This window comes from Flavivirga eckloniae (assembly GCF_002886045.1).
Classification (GTDB): domain Bacteria; phylum Bacteroidota; class Bacteroidia; order Flavobacteriales; family Flavobacteriaceae; genus Flavivirga; species Flavivirga eckloniae.
In genome coordinates, this window is record NZ_CP025791.1 from 504,342 (window position 1) to 523,184 (window position 18,843).

Below are 18,843 nucleotides of genomic sequence, written 5' to 3' on the forward strand. Positions count from 1 at the left end.
ATACAGGTTTTCTAAAAAAATAATAACTGAATTGTTAACAAAATACGCGCAACCTTTTCTTATATTTCACATCTATTAAGAAATTTACGTGAATGAAAAAGCTCCTCTTCTTAACTTTAATTTTTTCAATTAACGTTTCTTGTTTTTATTTTGGTAATGATGATGACGATATAACAGACCCTATCCATTCTGCCTATGAAGCTGTGACTATTAGCAGAGAGAGTCTTGAGAATTCTACCGAATTAATCGGCGTTCAACCTTCCAAAGAATCAGGAAAAATATATGTTAAAGACCACTATTTAATTATAAATGAGCCTTATAAGGGGTTTCACATTTATGATAATTCAAACCCAGAATCTCCAATAAAAATCGGCTTCTTAAAAATTTTAGGTTCTACAGATATATCCATTAAAGGCAATGTTATTTACGCTAATAATGCCATAGATTTAATTGCAATTACAATCAATCCGGCATTCAATGAAATTGAAGTGACAAAACGGGTGAAGAACATTTTCCCAAAACTGGTTTCACCAGATGGTTTTTATCATAATTCGGAATCTAAAGAAGAAGAAATTGTTTTAGACTGGAATTTAAAAACAAACTAAGCTATGAAAAATTACATCTATATTCTGTCTTTTTTTTGCATTTTGGCTTGTGATTCCGATAGTCAATCCGATTCTTTAAGCTCCGATACCGGTCAGGGTGGTTCTTTAGCCCAATTTACAATTGCTGGCAACTATCTTTATACAGTGGATGAATCATTCTTAAATGTGTTTAACATTGTAAACCCAGAATCTCCTGTTCAAGTAAATACATCATACATCGGATTTGATATAGAAACCTTATTCCATTACGATAATAATCTTTATGTGGGTTCACAAACGGGCATGTTTATTTACAACCTAGACAATCCCGAAGCTCCTAAACAATTAGCCTCTGTATCTCATTTTAGGGCTTGTGACCCCGTGGTTGCAAATGACACACATGCTTTTGTAACTCTAGATGGAAGTACGGGCTGTGGTGGCAGTATTAGTGCCTTGGAGATTTACGACACCAGTCAACTAACCGCTCCTATGTTAGTGTCTCGACGAAACTTAATTGCTCCTAAGGGTTTAGGGCTTTATAACAATTATTTGTTTGTTTGCGATGATGAAGTTAAAGTTTTCGATATCTCTAACCCAGATGAATCAGTATTGGTAAATGCCATTAATATAAGTGCTTTCGATGTTATTGTAAGAGAAAATCATCTTATTCTAATAGGAGAAAACAATGTATTCCAATACCAATTAAATCCTAACGATATTAAAAACATTAAAGAATTAAGTGTTTTGAATATTTAAAATAGTTATGACAAATAATAAAGCAGATAAAAATTAATCTTTCTCTATTTTATATATTTTCAAGTGTTAAGGAAATAAATTCTTCAATACTATCTGCAACATGGTTAATGTTAAACAGCGCTTGGGAATAACTTAAATTGTAACCATTAAATTATAAAAGCGATTATTTATTTATCAAAAGCTTTTTTACTATAGATCTATCATTAGAATAATTAACGACTACACAATAGAATCCTGAATTTAAATCACTAATATCTATAGTTATTTGCTCTGAATTTGAATTAAAAGACTTACTAAATACTTTCTGACCAATACCATTCGTTATTTCGATTTTTTTAATTGAATAATACGATTTGTTCAAATCTATATAAAGTAACCCAGATGTTGGATTTGGATAAATTTTGACTCGATCAGGTTTATCAATTATATGATTGTTTAGTTTAGGTGGTATTAGTTTCTCTATTGAAATACCTTGTAAACCACTATTATAAATCAATTGAACATCTTCTTCAGTCAGTACAGTATTGAACATGGCTAGTTCGTCAATCTGTGCATTTATTTCTCTTCCCGCACAACAAGGGTCGTCTCCAATCCACCAGTTCCCTCCTGTAATGTATGATGTAATACTACTGTTTGCAGACGTAACAAGCGAACCATCTAGATAAAGATTCTGTTTTCCGGAATCATCCCAAGTCATAATTATATGATGCCAAGTGCCAACATAAACATTAGTACCTGAGTCTATACCTTGACTATTATAACGCGCATCGATATTTGGATTATTATTCTCTACCGATAAGCCCCAATTATAAATATTACTTGTTGTAGGGTTATTACGGGTAGTTATTATCCCTTTATAGCCACCAGTAACATCCATATTCAACCAAACAGAGATACTTAATTTATTCGTCCCAAATAAAGGATCTGAGGGCACGATAAATTTATCATTTTCCCCGCCACTTAAATCTGTTGCGTTGCCTTCAACCCCAATATTCCAATTTGTATTTGTGCCATTCTGCCAAATAGCATCTGCATCTCCAATAATGTCTTTAGCAACCCCACCACTCGTTTCATTAAAGTTCCAATAAGCCACGGGACTTTCTGATAAAAAGGTACCTGTTGGGGTTTCATATACTTTCTTAAGCCTTAGGTAATTTACAATCCAACGATCCGTTTGTCCGCCTTGATCGGAAAATTCAATATTTAGCTCACCATCTTCAACAACCACATAATCTAGAATTACAGAAAACTGATTCTTGTTGGTACTAAGCAAACTTCTAATCGTTTTACCTTCTGCCTTAATAAGGATATCATCATATTCATTATCAATATCCCCAATGCCGAACTTAAGCTCCCAGATACCATTTTGAACTTCAAGATTCAACGTTGCCGGCTCAACACCTGTTATATGATCTCTATTTATGTTAGAAATTTCTAAATTTGTTTCTCTGTTTGTCGCTGAAGGCTTAGTTCCTGTCCAATATTTCTTTCCAGATGACTGCGGGGAAATTCGTTTCCATCCGCTTTGAACCGGAGATTCGCTTGTACCAAAATCGTACTTATACGTTGCTGCCAATGGCATATCATCGAAACCATAATAAACAAATTCATTGATGGTCTCAGGGTCATACACCCCTTCCGGATCGTAAGAAGGCACACCATCAAAGTGATTTTTTATGTTTTTCCGATATTCATCCTTATCAGGCATATCCCTCCTATATTCATCAAGATATAAACCTATATCATCAAAAGGAATATTAAACCCTGAACAATTTTCTCCATTTTTAAAGTTGAAATTCAAAACTGATGGTTGTTCAAAAACATCTAAGGACGATAATTTGTTATTGTTACTATACGATATATATTGAGGTACTTGATCCATAGCTACGTTTTCTCCACCAAACCAAGTATTTTCAACATTGTTAAAAAAACAGTTGTTTTCAACAGTAACTTCTAATGGCCAATAACGGTCTTTCCTTTGATTAATAATGGTGCGCATTAACGGGTATTTTGTTGCCCAAAAAGGATTGTTCCAACCTTCAACACCTACTATTTGCTCAAGTCTGTAGATATAGTCCATTTTATCACCTCTAGCTAAGGAGCCATTCTCATACAATATTGATTTTTGATACATGTCTTCCGAACCAATATTATTATTATAAATCCCCCAATACCCTTCAATAAAAAGATTTTCATTGGCCTCTTGCCCCGCTCCTCCATTAAGCAATATTGCTCTGTGAGCTGCTTTGTAAAAAACATTGCCATAGGTATTATCTCCCATGTCCCTGTCATCTAAATAAATACCGCCTTTAGGATGTAATTGAGGCACACACATTAAATGATGTAAAAAATTATAACGTATTGTATTGCCCCACGAACTCCAATCTGCTCCCGTATAAATAGCACCTCCATCCCCTTCGGTTATTTGAACGCTGTATATTTCATTTTTCTCAATAAGCTGATCATTCCCGCTCCAGATAATGGCTTGCCCGGAAATGTTATGAATCAGATTATTAGCAACATGATTTCCAGCTCCCCTTAAACGAATACATCGTGAACCGGCTTCGGTTAATTCTTTCTGATAAATATGTGAGTTAAGCAAATAATTATTAGCTACCACAATATTATTTGGAGTAACATAGCCTCCTTCTAAATTTACTGCATTTAAATTGTCAACAAAATCGCAACCAACAACTCCATTATTAAAACTTACATTATTCTTAGGAGTAATTACAACTCCATATCGAGCATTGAATTTAAATGTACAACCTGCTACCTGATTATGATCGCCTCCCTCGATATAAACGGCATTTCTCCCATTAGAAAAAACAAGATCTCTTATAACAATATTTGATGCGGAATTTAAATGAAATAATTTGTCGGTTTGACCAACTAATATTTCTTCGTTGTTTGCAATCTCTTCATGAGGATATAAAAATAGAGACTGAGAATCAATATCAAAATAATACTCTCCCGGACTATCCAATTCACACAACACATTCAAGATTTTAAACCTTCTTGGTACACTTGCTCCAGAATTAATACCATAAGTCGTGTAATCTGCCAACTTAATTCTTTGCCCATCGATGCTGGCAACAGTTCTAAATTCTTTATGCCAATCTGGACCAAGATGCCCTGCCACTGTCATTTTTTTAGTCCTTAAAAACTCTGCTTCTGCCAAATTAGAAAGAGGTTCAATGGATTGAAATTCACCCCCAATGGGATTTTCAATACTCCATTCTGGCTTCGGACCATCACGTACAACACTATGCCAAGCTACTCCTTTCTCTATCCCTTTGCTTTTATCCATATGTACAAAGCCAAGGTTTGGCCAAGATGCTATTTTGTATGGCTTACCAAAAAGGTTGATTTTGGAATCACTTGGGTGATTATTAATTATAGTTTCAACCACTTCAGTAGGTAAATCATTAATCACCCATATTTTTCCTCTGGCCTCCGGATGAAAACGGTTTAACCAAATATTATCAGTCACTATATTGGCACTAGATACTAAAAATGGTACGCCTCCACTAATAATTACTTGCTCTGGAACTCCTTCATTTAAATAAGCCCTGTAACTTATCGATTTATTAACCTCTCCTGAATCTTCAGTACCGATTACAAAATTGTTTGAACGGAAATAAGTTCCTGCTCTCATCCAAACAGTTACAGATTCTGGAAGTACTCCTCCGTTTTGTGTTTTAAGGTCTCTAATGGCGCTTCTGGCTTTTTCCAGAGTAGCAAAAGGTGCAGACTTAGTACCTGAATTACTATCACTCCCATTGGTTGCAATAAAAAACTCTTGAGTTAATCCATTTTTAAAAGCAAATAAGAATACCAAAAGAAATAGACTTATATGTCTTATCCTATTCATGGATTTTGTTTAAATATTTCAATTTAAAGAGCTTGCCTAAATTTTAGTTCTTGACTACGCAGGGGTCACTTAAAATTTTACGCAAAACCTTAAATATAAAAAGGTTAGACAAACCAAATTAGACTTTAATTATTAAAATATCAATTAAAACCGACAGCGAATTCACTTAAAAACAAAATGGCATATATATTAGAACATTTTATCTACTAATTTTTCCCAAACCCTTGTGTATTTAGTGTTTTATTAACTTTTGTGAAATAGCTACTTACGTTAAAGTTTATTGCTTTTTTTTGGGTTTTTAAGCATGAGCAATATAAAGTCGGGAGGCTCCGAATGATAAAATAAATTGCTTTTTAGACCTCCCTCTTTAATTTTTGGAGAATATTTTCAACTGAATGCCTCATTTGCTTGCCCCGAGGATCATTTACTAGCTCAGTATTACTAAATAAAGCTATTCAAATCAATTCCATTAATAGCACCATGAGAAGCATGTGCTACCACTACGCCATTTTTAATAACCAGTAATTGGGGCGATTCGTGTATTAATTGAAACTTGTATCCTACTTCATCAGAAACATCACGGTGGTTAAGCAAATCCAAATAATATAAATCCAAATCCTTTTCGGTTAAATTATAATCGTTAACAAACTGCCTCATCACCATACTACTAATACCACAACGTGTAGAGTGTTTAAAAATAACTTGTGTTTTGGTAGCAGATTTTTTTTCTATAAAATCCAATTGAGGTAATTCGTTTAAAGGAATCCAAGGGATCACTTTTTCTTCTTTCGTTTCACTAGTTCCTCCAAATATTTTATTAAATAATCCCATAGTAAATATTATACTTTTGTCGTTCCCTCTATATTTACCGAATTTGATTCAGTATTTTAGTAAGGAGAGAATCTCATTATACACTGTTTATTGAATTAATAAGTCGCAATACTTTTTAAATCTTACAAACTGACTAAAAGTCACTCCAATAAAGGCTTTACACGACATTTTGTCTTATAATTCCTAATGGTAAGATTATTGACTAAAACCTTGTGTAAAGAAAATAAAATTACTGTTATGAACTTAAATAATTATACTATAAAATCCCAAGAAGCCATTCAGCAAGCCCAACAAATTGCTCAAGGCTTCTCACATCAACAAATAGAAAACGAACACCTCTTTAAAGGTATTTTTGAAGTTGATGAAAACGTACTACCATTCATTTTAAAAAAGCTAAATGTTAATATTTCTATATTACAACAAGCTTTAGATAAACAATTAGAGAGCTTTTCGAAGGTTTCCGGTAGCGAACTCATGCTATCTCGCGAAACAGGAAAAAGTCTTAACGAAGCATCCATCATTGCTAAAAAAATGAAAGATGATTTCGTTTCTATAGAGCATCTTATTCTGGCTGTATTCAAATCCAATAGCAAAATAGCACAAATGCTAAAAGACCAAGGTGTTAACGAAAAAGGCTTAAAAGCTGCTATTGAAGAATTACGTAAAGGAGAAAACGTAACCTCACAAAGTCAAGAAGACACTTATAATTCATTAAATAAATACGCGAAAAACCTAAACCAATTAGCCAAAGACGGAAAATTAGACCCGGTAATTGGCCGTGATGAGGAAATACGACGTATTCTTCAAATTTTATCACGTAGAACCAAAAACAACCCTATTCTTGTGGGAGAACCGGGAACCGGAAAAACGGCTATTGCAGAAGGTTTAGCACATAGAATTATAGATGGCGATATTCCCGAAAACCTTAAAGACAAACAAATTTTTGCTCTAGATATGGGCGCCCTGATTGCTGGAGCTAAATTTAAAGGTGAATTTGAAGAACGCTTAAAGGCTGTAATAAAAGAAGTAACTACGAGCGAAGGTGACATTGTGTTATTTATTGATGAAATACATACCCTTGTTGGTGCCGGTGGCGGACAAGGTGCTATGGATGCGGCCAACATTTTAAAACCCGCTTTAGCACGTGGTGAACTTCGTGCGATTGGAGCCACTACTTTAGATGAGTATCAGAAATACTTTGAAAAAGACAAAGCGCTGGAACGTCGTTTCCAAAAGGTAATGGTTGATGAACCTGATACCGAAAGCGCTATTTCCATATTACGAGGGATTAAGGAAAAATACGAAACACACCATAAAGTTCGTATCAAAGACGAGGCTATTATTGGTGCCGTAGAATTATCTGAACGCTATATTACCAATAGGTTTTTACCAGATAAGGCTATAGATTTAATGGACGAATCTGCTTCTAAACTACGTATGGAAATCAATTCCAAACCTGAAGAACTGGATGTTTTAGATAGAAAGATCATGCAACTGGAAATTGAAATTGAAGCTATTAAACGTGAAAAAGATGAAGCGAAATTAAAGTCCCTCCAGTTAGATGTGGCTAATTTAAAAGAAACACGCAATGAAATTAACGCCAAATGGAAAAGCGAAAAAGAAGTTGTCGATAATATTCAAAATACAAAACAAGATATTGAAAACTATAAGCTAGAAGCAGAACGTGCAGAACGCGATGGTGATTATGGAAAAGTAGCGGAGCTACGTTACGGTAAGATTAAAGATGCTCAGGAACAGCTTGAAGTCTTTCAAAAACAATTACAAGCACAGTCTGAAAACTCATTGATAAAAGAAGAAGTAACCTATGAAGATATTGCTGAAGTAGTTGCTAAATGGACTGGTATTCCAGTAACCAAAATGGTGCAAAGCGAACGCGAAAAATTGCTTAAACTCGAAGCAGACCTACACAACCGTGTAGTGGGGCAAGATGAAGCTATTATTGCTGTTAGTGATGCCGTTAGAAGAAGTCGGGCTGGTTTGCAAAGCAATAAAAAACCAATTGGTACATTCCTGTTTTTAGGAACAACCGGAGTTGGAAAAACCGAGTTGGCTAAAGCCTTAGCTGAATATCTTTTTGATGACGAAAATGCCATGACCCGAATAGATATGAGTGAGTATCAGGAACGTCACGCTGTGAGTAGACTGGTTGGAGCGCCTCCGGGATACGTTGGATACGACGAAGGCGGACAGTTAACAGAAGCAGTGAGACGTAAGCCCTACTCTGTGGTACTTTTAGATGAAATTGAAAAAGCACACCCAGATACATTCAATATTCTTTTACAAGTATTAGACGAAGGACATTTAACCGATAACAAAGGGCGTCTAGCAGACTTTAAGAACACCATTATTATAATGACCTCAAACATAGGAAGTCATTTAATACAGGAACGTTTTGATGCTACAAAAGATATTGATACTGCTATGGAAGCAGCAAAAACAGATGTGCTTGGTTTATTAAAACAAAGTGTACGTCCGGAGTTTTTAAACAGAATTGATGATATCATCATGTTTACACCATTAAGCAAAGAAGATATTACAGCTATTGTTGGTTTACAGCTAAAAGCACTTACAAAAATGATAGGACAACAAGATATCACTTTCGATGCTACACCAGAGGCTATAGCTTATTTAGCAGAAAAAGGATACAATCCCGAATATGGTGCAAGACCGGTAAAACGTGTCATTCAAAAAGAAGTTTTAAATGCTTTGAGTAAAGAAATATTAGCAGGTAAAATCACCACAGATAGCATTATTCTGTTAGATGCCTTTGATGATGAATTAGTTTTTAGAAATCAAAAACTTCAAGCAAAATATTAATAGTCAAACATATATAAAACCTAGCGAAAACAACGAACAGTTTTTCGCTAAACCGCAAGCAACCTTTCTAATTTAACTGTATCTAATATATAAAACAAAAAATGCAATATGAAAATAGTTAGATTAAAAATGGTTGCTTTTGCTTTATTCATGGCAGCAAGTTTCGTTGCTTGCAGTGAAGACGATGGTGTACTCCTTGATATTACAAAAAAAACTGTAGTAACAAATGTTGCTGGAGATACAACGGGAGAAGTTGACAAGGAAATTCCTTTGGATATCACCTTCATTATTGATAATAATTGTGGCACCTTTAGTAAACTGATTAAGGAAACTACCGACAAAACAACAATCATCGAAGTAGAAGCCAAGTATTTAGGCACGAATTGCGGATCTACACCTTCTACCAAAAGGGTTATTTACAAGTTTAAAGCACCTACAATCGGAACATACACACTTAAGTTTAAAAAATCGGCTACAGAATTTATAACCCATATAATAGAAATAAGTTAGTTGCTTCGTTTATTAGATTGTAAAATGGTCTAAAAGCAAAAAAGAGGTCGTCATGCTGAAGCGCACCACAAGTACAACGCGAGAATCCATTTAAATAAAAACATCAGATTGCCTCAGTAATTCCTACTTCGTAATTGACACAGCCTTTAACTTTTTACAACTTTCTTATTTAATAATATTCTTAAAATATCTACATAAAAAATATACCGATTGGTATATTTTTGTATATTTGCTTCATTATGACTACAAAAGCAGAACTCACATCGCAATATATCTTAGAAATTGTAGCACCTATTTTTAACAAAAATGGTTATGCGGCTACTAGTTTAAGTGATGTAACTAATGCTACCGGATTAACTAAAGGTGCCATTTATGGTAACTTTAAAAACAAGGAAGATTTAGCTATAGCTTCGTTTAAGTTTACCATTAAAAACATGATGAAACGCATAGCCGAACATTTATCTACCAGCGACTCCCCTATTCAAAAATTGTTTCTAATAACCGATTTTTATCGAAATTACTACGATTACAGCAAACAGTTAGGAGGTTGTCCCGTTATAAATATTGGTGTAGATGCAAACAACCAAAATTCACTTTTACTCCAAAAAGTAAAAGAAGTCATAGAAAGAATTCAAGATCAAGTTGCCACAATAATCGAAGATGGCATTGAGGCCGGAGAAATATCATCAGAAATAAACGCCATGTATTTTGCCAAACGCTTAGACACCATGATTCAAGGTGCCATTTTTATGACCTACACCATGGATGATGATTTTTATATACAAGATACTATGGACTTAATAGATAACATGATAGTTCAAGAACTAAAACTATAATATTTTTTTAACCAAAAATATACCGATTGGTATATTTTATAAACCGCTAAACATGATCCAATTACCAAATGTGCTAGAGAGTAAAACCAAAATTAGATTTCAGGACTGCGATCCGTTTAACCACCTTAACAACGGTAGCTATATAAACTACTTCATGAACCACCGTGAAGACGTTCTAATAAAGCATTATGATGTAGACATTTATAAAATGGCAAAACAAAGAGGGAAAAGTTGGGTTTCCAGCAGCAATCAAATCGCCTATTTAAAACCCGCATTTTTAATGGAAAATGTTGTTTTTGAGTCGCAGTTAATTCGCTTTACAAACAGTGAGTTACATGTTGAAATGCGTATGTACAACGAAGACAAAAGTCACTTAAAAGCTATAATCTGGTGTGGTTTTGTTTATTTTAATCTATTAACCCAAAAACGTGACATACATACAGAAGATTTAATGCAACTTTTTGAAAATGTGAACAACCCTGTAAATGCAATATCATTTGAAAAACGCGTCTCCCAGCTAAAACCCAATCTTGTTAAAAATTCTTAAAATTCTTCTCGCATCGCCATTAAACACTAGTAATCATTACCTTACAATGTTAATAAAAATATGGCTTTTTGTGGATTTTATATCAGTATAAATATGTAAATTTGCTTTTGTGTGGCGTTGCAGCAACTCTGCATGAAATTAAATAATTCTGGTTTATCCCCCTTAAATAAACTTTTAAAACCTACTTACAACAATGGATATATCCAAGTATATTGATTATACGCTTTTAGAACCTACCTCCACAGAACGTAATATCATAGACTTATGTTATACGGCTAAGAGAAATAGTTTCTATTCAGTTTCCGTTAACAGCTCTTATGTTGCATTAGCAAAACAATTATTAAATAAAACAGATGTTAAAGTTTGTTCTGCCATTGGCTTTCCTCTCGGATCTATGGCAACAGCATCAAAAGTTTACGAAGCCAAACAGGCTATTAGTGATGGTGCAGAAGAAATTGATATGGTTATTAATATTGGGTTTCTTAAAAGTAAAAATTACGTATCTGTTTTAAAAGATATTAGCGATGTAAAACTGGCCATAGGCAAACATCCTTTAAAAGTTACTTTAGAAGTCTCTGAATTAAATAAAAATGAAATTATTAAAGCCTGCGAAATTTGTCTGGATGCCAATGTAGATTATATCAAGACTTCTAGTGGATTTTCCAAAAGCGGTGCTACTTTAACCGTTGTTAAAATTATTAAGAAAACGATTAAAGACTATGTAAAGATATGTGCTTCTGGAGGTATTAAAGATACCGAAACTGCCAAAAAATATATCGATATAGGAGTTAGTAGAATTTCAGCTTCATCAGAATTCAAAATAAAACAAATCGTATGAGAAAAATTTACTATGTAATATAAAAAGAAAAAGCTTTCAAAACCTTCGTTTTGAAAGCTTTTTCTTTTTAAGTCCGTAAAAAAATTGATTTTTTTTATAGACATAAAAACTGATTTAAGTCATTGTTCGTATATAAAGAAATGAGCATATTAACGCTTTATAACAGTTTTTAAATGCTCCTAGATAAAAAAATAGTATTAATTTTAACTAACATATGAAACCAATTAATAATTACATAGACCATACGCTCTTAAAAGCATCAGCAACAACAACAGAAATTGGTAAACTTTGCGAAGAAGCAAAACTATACAAGTTTCATTCCGTATGTGTAAACAGTTGCTATGTATCTTTAGCCAAAGAGTTATTAGAGTATAGCGATGTTAAAATCTGTAGTGTTGTTGGATTTCCTTTGGGAGCCATGAGTACCAAAGCCAAAGTAGCTGAAGCTACACAGGCGCTATCTGACGGAGCTGATGAAATTGATATGGTTATAAATATTGGTTTATTAAAAGGCAAAGACTTTGATGGGGTATGGAAAGACATTGAAGCCGTAAAAAAGCACATGCCCAATAATACACTAAAAGTTATTTTAGAAACATGCTATCTTGATGAATTAGAAATAATTAAAGCCAGTGAACTAGCTATACAGAGCGGCGCAGATTTTATAAAAACATCTACAGGTTTTGGAACCGAAGGCGCTACATTAAATGATGTAAAGCTTATGAAAAGTGTTTGCTCAGACTCCACCTCTACTAAAATAAAAGCCTCGGGAGGCATAAAAGACCATGAAACCGCCCTAAAATATATTAATTTAGGAGTCGATCGTTTAGGCACTTCTTCAGGAATTGCTATTGTAAACGGGGTTGCTTCGAGTTCAAAATACTAGAATGAGTGTACATATAGAAGCAAAAAAAGGAGACATCGCCGAAACCATCTTACTTCCCGGCGATCCTTTAAGAGCTAAATGGATTGCAGAAACCTTTTTAGAAGATCCTAAATGCTTTAATAAAATAAGAAACATGTACGGCTATACGGGAACTTATAAAGGCAAACGCGTTTCTGTAATGGGAACCGGCATGGGTGTTCCTTCTATCTCTATTTATGCCAATGAATTAATTACCGATTATGGCGTTAAAAATTTAATACGTGTTGGAAGCGCCGGATCTTACCAAAAACACATAAAAATCAGGGATATCGTATTGGCCATGGCGGCATCTTCAAACTCCGGGATAAATAAGTTAAGATTTGGCGGAGCAGATTATGCACCTACTGCAAGTTTTAACCTGTTTCAGAAAGCATTAGAAATAGCTAAAAGCAAGGATATTCCATTAAAAGCTGGCAACATACTTACCTCCGATGAGTTTTACGAAGACGATTTTAATTCATATAAGAAATGGTCGGAATTTGGTGTCTTGTGCGTAGAAATGGAAACTGCAGGTTTATATACCTTAGCTGCCAAACACGATGTAAATGCCTTAACTATTTTAACTATTTCAGATTCTTTAGTTACCGGAGAACGTACTACCAGTAAAGAACGAGAAACAACTTTTAAGGATATGATGGAAATTGCATTAGAGTTAGCATAATCATGATATTAATTTCTGAATCTCTCTCACTTAAAGATATTCATATAGAAAACCATTCCGAGTTAGTTTCACTTATGGAGCGTATTTATCCGCCTCCTTACAAGCATTTATGGAAAAACAATGACTGTAGCTGGTATTTAAACAAATGCTATGGTATAAGTAACTTTAAAGAGGAATTAAAAGACACTAATGCTTCTTACTATTTTGTTATTAACGATGCTATAACCGTTGGCATATTAAGATTGGTTGTAAATCAGATAATTAAAGAATTCCCCAATGAATTAACAACTTATATACATCGTATATATTTAAGCAGTGACGTACAAGGTAAAGGCATAGGTAAACAACTATTTAATTGGGTTGAAAACGTAGCAAGACAAAACAACAATAAATACATTTGGTTGGAAGCTATGGATACACAACACCAAGCCCTATCTTTCTACAAAAAAATGGGCTATAAAGAAACTAGCAGTATGTCTTTAGATTTTGAACGTATTAATGAACACTTAAGTGGTATGCTTCTTATGAGCAAAACATTGTAGCCTGCACTGCTGTAAACTATTCAACTTTTACCTGTTCAAGGTTGATTCTCGATAATTCCTTTAACTCCTTGCTCTCGTACAGACTATCCAAAGATAACAAGCTTGCATTACCATCAATAGGCTTATAATTAATATAATCTACAAAGCGTATTCCTTTAATGTAACGTTCATTATAAGCTTCTCGAAAACGTAAACCAACTCCGTCATCTTCTGCATAAGAGTAAGCCAGATAATCTACCATAAAGGTTTCGGTATGCACCCAATATACAAACACATCTTCAAAGTCCTCACCGCCTCCTTCTTCATTAAAAGTGATTTTTATCTTATGGTACGGATTATTCTTAATAACGACTTTACTTAAATATTCTTTATTTACCGCTGCATCATTTAAACCGTAAGGCAATACCGAAAAATAATGCACCGAGTTTACAGAACTACTATATTTTACAGCCATACTATCTGGGATAGGTTTAAAATCATCATTTACAAAACGCTCAAAGCCTCTATTTGTTAAAACATCTAATATGGAATCTGAGGCATTTACGAACGATCTGCCGTAAAAAAAATCGCCTTTGTTACGCTTTGCGATATAATGTTTATCCCTAAAATTAAAATTGATATTTGATGAGTCCAATAACCCACCTCCGGAAACATTAATAGCCTTATCGATAATCAATTGTGGGTTATGAGGACTACCACAGCTTAAAAGAAACATTAATGCACCGAACCATAGTGTGAATTGCTTAAAGTTCTTCATATTATTTTTTTTAGTAAGTCGTAAAGCTAGTTATTACTTACTGTAGTGATTATAAAATTATCTTAATATTTTAAATTCCTGTGCAGACAGGAATCTCATGAACTGGAATCTAATTGTGGATTCCTAGCGTAGTATATCATAAGTATTTCAACCTCACTTAGTATATCTAAATTCAAAATATTCATGACTTTACTCCCCTACCTATTTAATATACTTCTATAACAAGTAAAGACACTAATTTCACGAATTCTCACGAATTGCATCACCTATATACATTTTACTAATAATTAAACCGTGTTTACTAATTTAACGTAAATCGATTTAATAGTCATTTATTTTCAATTAGTTACATTGAAAATCCCCCTAAAGTCCTCTCAAGGGCAATGCCATTTAGTTAAGAGTTTTTAAGTTCTCAATGTCAGGTTGAGCCTTTCGTCTACGCTCAAGACAGGCTAAAGTCGAAACCTCTTTATTCATTGATGCTAAAAAGTTCTCGACTGCGAAATCGAACAGACATAAATTGCCTTAACTAAATGACATTGGGGAGGGTTAAGGAGGGTGTTTTTAAATACAAAATGTTTTATCTTAGAATACGTTAATTTATAAACATTACATATCAAAGCATAATGTGATTTGTGATTATGATCATTATAAAGAGGGCATTTTCTATGTTGGGATGCTATTCATGTAAATTTGTGCAATACGTGTCTTAAATTATTTGTAAATGATATTATTTATTTAGTTCTAAATCATGAGATTTCTGCCGTAGTTTATCTTGAGCTAAGACGAAAGGCAGGAATGGAAAATTGAATCGAATTCCCCGTGAACTTTTGGGCTAAAATATTGATGGAAGATTCCTTTAATTGTAAAATTCTTGGGTAGCCCCCTGTGGTTTGGCAATCCCTCATTAAAACGATAAGCTTTCCCGAAGGTGTTAATTGAATTGTTCCCGGCAATACCGAAGACGTAATAATAGGTTCCAAACTGTTTTCCAGAGGTTCTACCAACTGGTAGGCCATTCTGTTATTCTCCTTGGCTATTGTGAAGTGTTGTGAAAATAATAAGTCTTGCTGGGCTTTTGAAAGCTTATCAAATTCAGGGCCTTTAAAAACTTCAATGTGCTTTGTTGAAAAATGTGAGTCACTTATTTTAACTCCAGCATGTTTTGTGTCAAAACTTTTCGATGAAGCATCAATTAACAAATCACTGTTTTTTAACACCGTAGATTGCTCAGTAATGCCTTGGTACATGCTATAACTATTCATGACTTTTTCTGTCTTGAAACCTCCTGAAACTGCTATATAAGACCTAAATCCGAAAATGAGTTTGCCAAAAGATAGCTTGTCACCTCTTTTTACTGAAGTTGGTTGGTTTAATGTTATGGGTTTCTCATTTAACTTGGGAGACAGATTTGCTCCAGAAATACAAATACCAGTATCGCAATTAAATTCGAGAGTTGGTCCCATCATGGTAATCTCCATTACGGCAGCATTTTTATCGTTTCCTAATAGCATATTGGCCAAAGAAGCCGCATATGCATCCATAGCTCCAGAATATGGTACGCCATATTCCTGATAACTATAACGTCCTAAATCCTGAATCGTAGAATATAACCCTGATTTTAAAACCTTAACCATCAATCACCTCGCTTTCTATTTGATAAACGCCAGCATCAACCAATGTTTTAATATCATTATACGTTTTAAGAGATACGGGTTTAAACGTAATGGTATCTCCGGCATTTACAAAACAAGGCGCTTTATTTTTGGGATTAAAGAAATCTATGGGAGAATTGCCTATAATATTCCAACCGCCTGGGCTTTCACTCGGGTAAACACCAGTTTGCTCTCCTCCTATAGCAACAGCTCCTTTATCTATTTTTAATCTAGGAGTTGCTTTTCTTGGAGTATGAAGTTTTTTATCCAGTCCGCCCAAGTACATGAACCCCGGTAAAAAACCAATAAAATAAACGGTATAAACAGCTTTGGAATATAACGTGATAATCGCTTCTTTAGTCAGCCCTTTTTCCAAAGCCATTTCTTCTAAATCTATACCAAAAACATCATCATAACATACTGGTATTTTCCATTGTTTTCTTTTAGATTTAGAATGTTGGTTTATTTCGCTGTATAATTCTTTGAGATTATAGACTACATCATTAAACGATAAAAATTCATAATTGTAAACAACTAATAATGAATTATATGCACTTCTTACCTCAACTAACTCTTCAATACTTCTATTTTTGATTTTTTCCTTAAATCGAAGTATGTCAGAAAGTATATGTTCATCAATTGCCATAGGCCATTCAATTAAAATAGAGCGCTCGCCATATGTTTTATATGTGAGTTCGTAAATCACCTTATTTGAATGCCATGAGTTTTTAAACGTTTCCCTAAATTTTTAATTAGATTTACTGCATTAGGGTTATCGCCATGAATACAAAATGTCTGAGCTTTTATTTCAATATCCTTACCGGTAATCGTCTTAACTTTTTGGTTTGAAATCATATTAAAAATATGATCGAATAAAAGGTCTTCATTATCTATTGAAGCTAACTTGTTCTTTCTTGAAACCAATGTTAAGTCATCATTGTAGTTTCTATCAGCAAAAGCTTCATAAATAATTGGGATATTATGGGATATGGCTAGTTTTTCAACAACAGATCCAAAGGGTACGTAAAGTTTAACAGGTAACACTAACGCTTTCATAACTTCTATAATAATGTTAGCTATTCTTTCATCTACAGCCGCCAAATTATATAGAGCACCATGTGGTTTTATATGGTGTAAAGCACGATGTTCTTCCTTAAGAATATGCATTAAGTCGTTAATCTGCCCTATGATACTTTTAAACAAAGCTGTACAGGACATTTCCATAGTAACTCTGCCAAAATTCTCTTTATCCGGAAAGGAAGGGTGCGCTCCAATCTTTACGCGATGTTCTTTAGCCAGCTTAATAACGCTTCGCATGGTTTCCTTATCGCCGGCATGACCACCACATGCGATATTACATGAAGAAATAAAGGGCATGAGCTGTGACTCGTTGCCAACTCCTTCTCCTACATCTGCATTAATATCGATAGCATTTGGTATCACTAAAATATATTTAACTGAAAAACTTTGTTAAGCGTTGCAACAGATAACAAGATACTAATTCCAAGAATAAGAAACCCAAAAATATTCTGTTTTGTATTATTTTTATGTACTCCCAGAATAGACGACTTATTCATAATCCAAATTAAAAAACCAGCAATAACGGGTAGCAAAATACCATTAGCAATTTGAGCAAACTTAATAATATCAATAGGTTTTATTGCCAATGACGAAAACAAAACGCCCAACAATAAAATGAACGCCCACACGGCTCTAAATTTTCTCGATTTTAAATTGGAGTTCCACCCCAAACACCCACTTGCTACGTAAGCTGCCGCTAATGGCGCTGTAATCGCACTGGTGATGCCTGCTGCAAACAGCCCTAGAGCTAAAAAGTATTTTGCAAAACTGCCAAATAAGGGTTCTAACCCTTTTGCCAGATCTGATGCGCTACTTATATCTTGAGATTGTATAGCGGCTGCCGAAATAATAATACACATAGAAACCAAACCGCCCAAGACCACAGCTATTATGGTATCGTTTCGTGCATATTTTAAATCGCTTTTGTTCTGCCATTTTTCTTTTACTAAAGATGCATGTAAAAACAAATTATAAGGCACTACGGTTGTTCCAATTAACCCTATAACTGTTAGTATACTATCACCTGAAAACTTGGGAACAAAAATGCCCATGAAAATATCAGAAATATTAGGCTTTGTCATAATAGCGGTAATTAAAAAAGTCAAGCTCATTAATGTTACCAAACCTATCAGCACTTTTTCTAAAAGCTTATAGTTGCCTATATATAACAAAACAAATGCTAATGCTCCTATAACAATGCTTAGCGTATTTATTGAAAATCCGCCTATTTCTATATTCGGGTTTCCAATAACGGTTTGTAAGCCCAAAACGCCTCCTGTAATATTTCCAGCTTCGTAAGCTGCATTACCAATTACGATAGCTGATAGGATTAGTATAACCGTAAAGCCTTTTAAAATTGGGTTTTTAATTTCTGTTCGTATAATCTGAGATAAGCCTTTTTGAGAAATAATTCCCAAACGTGCAGACATTTCCTGAAGTACGATAGTTGCTACTATAGACAATAGCATTGCCCATAGTAACGAATACCCAAAGCCTACACCTGCCAATGTACAAACAGTTACTGTACCAGGTCCAATAAATGCAGCTGCAACTAATGGTCCTGGTCCTATATTTTTTAAAAATTTCTTCAGACTGTTCAAAAATTAAC

Annotated in this window: 17 protein-coding genes; 10 read left to right on the forward strand and 7 right to left on the reverse strand. The window is 34.1% G+C overall.

The annotated features are described in order from the left end of the window. The first annotated feature begins 92 nt into the window (after positions 1 to 92). Both C1H87_RS02075 and C1H87_RS02080 read left to right on the forward strand, forming a co-directional pair. Positions 93 to 605 carry an LVIVD repeat-containing protein gene (locus C1H87_RS02075; protein ID WP_102754230.1) on the forward strand — a complete coding sequence of 171 codons (513 nt, stop codon included), beginning with the start codon at positions 93 to 95 and terminating at the stop codon, positions 603 to 605. 3 nt (positions 606 to 608) lie between these two features. After that, positions 609 to 1,340 (forward strand): LVIVD repeat-containing protein, encoded by a 732-nt coding sequence (locus tag C1H87_RS02080; protein ID WP_158655100.1) that lies wholly within the window; start codon positions 609 to 611, stop codon positions 1,338 to 1,340. A 163-nt stretch (positions 1,341 to 1,503) separates the two neighbouring features. On the opposite strand, the gene C1H87_RS02085 is transcribed toward C1H87_RS02080, so the two are convergent. Both C1H87_RS02085 and ytxJ read right to left on the reverse strand, forming a co-directional pair. Beyond that, a complete protein-coding gene (locus tag C1H87_RS02085; protein ID WP_102754232.1) occupies positions 1,504 to 5,214 on the reverse strand; it encodes a LamG-like jellyroll fold domain-containing protein in 3,711 nt (1,236 codons plus the stop codon). Positions 5,215 to 5,655: 441 nt separating this feature from the next. Then, positions 5,656 to 6,045 (reverse strand): bacillithiol system redox-active protein YtxJ, encoded by a 390-nt coding sequence (gene ytxJ / locus C1H87_RS02090; protein ID WP_102754233.1) that lies wholly within the window; start codon positions 6,043 to 6,045, stop codon positions 5,656 to 5,658. Positions 6,046 to 6,282: 237 nt separating this feature from the next. Between ytxJ and clpB the strand changes: the two genes are divergently transcribed. From clpB to C1H87_RS02130, 8 genes are all read left to right on the forward strand, one after another. After that, positions 6,283 to 8,883, forward strand: coding sequence for an ATP-dependent chaperone ClpB (clpB, locus tag C1H87_RS02095; protein ID WP_102758143.1), 2,601 nt, complete (start codon positions 6,283 to 6,285; stop codon positions 8,881 to 8,883). A gap of 108 nt (positions 8,884 to 8,991) precedes the next feature. Beyond that, positions 8,992 to 9,393 carry a hypothetical protein gene (locus C1H87_RS02100; RefSeq protein ID WP_102754234.1) on the forward strand — a complete coding sequence of 134 codons (402 nt, stop codon included), beginning with the start codon at positions 8,992 to 8,994 and terminating at the stop codon, positions 9,391 to 9,393. Positions 9,394 to 9,632: 239 nt separating this feature from the next. Next, positions 9,633 to 10,229: a TetR/AcrR family transcriptional regulator gene (locus C1H87_RS02105; RefSeq protein ID WP_102754235.1), complete on the forward strand. Its 597-nt coding sequence runs from the start codon at positions 9,633 to 9,635 to the stop codon at positions 10,227 to 10,229. Between the two features lie 52 nt (positions 10,230 to 10,281). Continuing rightward, positions 10,282 to 10,776 (forward strand): acyl-CoA thioesterase, encoded by a 495-nt coding sequence (locus C1H87_RS02110; RefSeq protein WP_233783301.1) that lies wholly within the window; start codon positions 10,282 to 10,284, stop codon positions 10,774 to 10,776. A 193-nt stretch (positions 10,777 to 10,969) separates the two neighbouring features. Continuing rightward, a complete protein-coding gene (gene deoC / locus C1H87_RS02115) occupies positions 10,970 to 11,614 on the forward strand; it encodes a deoxyribose-phosphate aldolase (protein WP_102754236.1) in 645 nt (214 codons plus the stop codon). Positions 11,615 to 11,828: 214 nt separating this feature from the next. Continuing rightward, positions 11,829 to 12,500: a deoxyribose-phosphate aldolase gene (deoC, locus tag C1H87_RS02120; RefSeq protein WP_102754237.1), complete on the forward strand. Its 672-nt coding sequence runs from the start codon at positions 11,829 to 11,831 to the stop codon at positions 12,498 to 12,500. 1 nt (position 12,501) lies between these two features. Then, positions 12,502 to 13,200, forward strand: a complete 699-nt coding sequence (gene deoD, locus C1H87_RS02125) for a purine-nucleoside phosphorylase (RefSeq protein ID WP_102754238.1) — start codon at positions 12,502 to 12,504, stop codon at positions 13,198 to 13,200. A gap of 2 nt (positions 13,201 to 13,202) precedes the next feature. Continuing rightward, complete coding sequence (locus C1H87_RS02130) at positions 13,203 to 13,742, forward strand: GNAT family N-acetyltransferase (protein WP_102754239.1); 540 nt, start codon at positions 13,203 to 13,205, stop codon at positions 13,740 to 13,742. Between the two features lie 16 nt (positions 13,743 to 13,758). On the opposite strand, the gene C1H87_RS02135 is transcribed toward C1H87_RS02130, so the two are convergent. From C1H87_RS02135 to C1H87_RS02155, 5 genes are all read right to left on the reverse strand, one after another. Then, positions 13,759 to 14,499, reverse strand: coding sequence for a DUF6503 family protein (locus C1H87_RS02135; protein ID WP_233783303.1), 741 nt, complete (start codon positions 14,497 to 14,499; stop codon positions 13,759 to 13,761). A gap of 770 nt (positions 14,500 to 15,269) precedes the next feature. Further along, positions 15,270 to 16,136 (reverse strand): 5-oxoprolinase subunit C family protein, encoded by an 867-nt coding sequence (locus tag C1H87_RS02140; protein WP_102754240.1) that lies wholly within the window; start codon positions 16,134 to 16,136, stop codon positions 15,270 to 15,272. Next, positions 16,129 to 16,860: a 5-oxoprolinase subunit PxpB gene (pxpB, locus tag C1H87_RS02145; protein ID WP_102754241.1), complete on the reverse strand. Its 732-nt coding sequence runs from the start codon at positions 16,858 to 16,860 to the stop codon at positions 16,129 to 16,131. Before pxpB ends, C1H87_RS02140 begins: the two co-directional genes overlap by 8 nt. Further along, the gene (gene pxpA, locus C1H87_RS02150) at positions 16,857 to 17,597 is read right to left on the reverse strand and encodes a 5-oxoprolinase subunit PxpA (RefSeq protein WP_102754242.1); all 741 of its coding nucleotides are present in this window, start codon (positions 17,595 to 17,597) and stop codon (positions 16,857 to 16,859) included. The genes pxpB and pxpA overlap by 4 nt, the downstream gene beginning before the upstream one ends. Further along, complete coding sequence (locus C1H87_RS02155) at positions 17,597 to 18,826, reverse strand: Nramp family divalent metal transporter (protein ID WP_102758146.1); 1,230 nt, start codon at positions 18,824 to 18,826, stop codon at positions 17,597 to 17,599. Before C1H87_RS02155 ends, pxpA begins: the two co-directional genes overlap by 1 nt. Between the last annotated feature and the right edge of the window lie 17 nt (positions 18,827 to 18,843).